General features: G+C 60.5%; 1 protein-coding gene. It reads right to left on the reverse strand.

What is annotated here, in order from left to right:
- On the reverse strand, positions 1-630 hold a 630-nt coding region (locus EOA86_RS37430; protein WP_164892444.1), incomplete at both ends, for an esterase-like activity of phytase family protein.

Here is a 630-nt window from a genome sequence, read left to right on the forward strand (position 1 = left end):
GATGTTGCCCAGGCGTAAAAACAGCGTTTCGCCGGAAGAATCGTCGACACCGTCATTGTCGGTGGCGACGAAGATGTCGCCGTTCTTGTCGATGGTGAGACCTTCGACCTTGTCGATGACATAGCCGTTGGTGGCTGATTTCAGGTTGCCGACGATGTCGCGCACCAGCGTCTTTTCGACCAACGGCATGTCGCCACCAAGCTTGGCCGGCTTGAACGCGTCGAGCGCCACCGAATAGATGCGCTTCACCTTGGCGAGATCGCCGATCTGGTTGTCGCGTTCGAGGATGTAGAGCTTGCCGTCATGCGCGGTGATCTCCGACAGGCCCATCCAGCCAGCTTCGGTCGTTTCGAGCGGGTAGCGCACCGCCGACCATTCCTTGGCCTTGGGCTTGTAGGCCAAGAGCTTGACCTGGCCCTTGGGATCGTCGGCCCATTCGCGCTGCACTGCCATCACCAGCGTCAGCTCGTCGCCTTTGCCGATCGCGGTGATGCCTTCGAGGCCGAAGCGGGTCTGGTGGGCGAGCAATTCCATCGGAAAGCCGATTTCCTGCTTGATCTCGCCCTTGTCATCGACGCGCAGGATAGCGTGCGGGACGAGCTTTGCCGGATCGCCTTCATTGGCCAGCCA

Origin of the sequence: Mesorhizobium sp. M5C.F.Ca.IN.020.32.2.1, assembly GCF_004023105.1 — a bacterium.
Lineage (GTDB): Bacteria > Pseudomonadota > Alphaproteobacteria > Rhizobiales > Rhizobiaceae > Mesorhizobium > Mesorhizobium wenxiniae.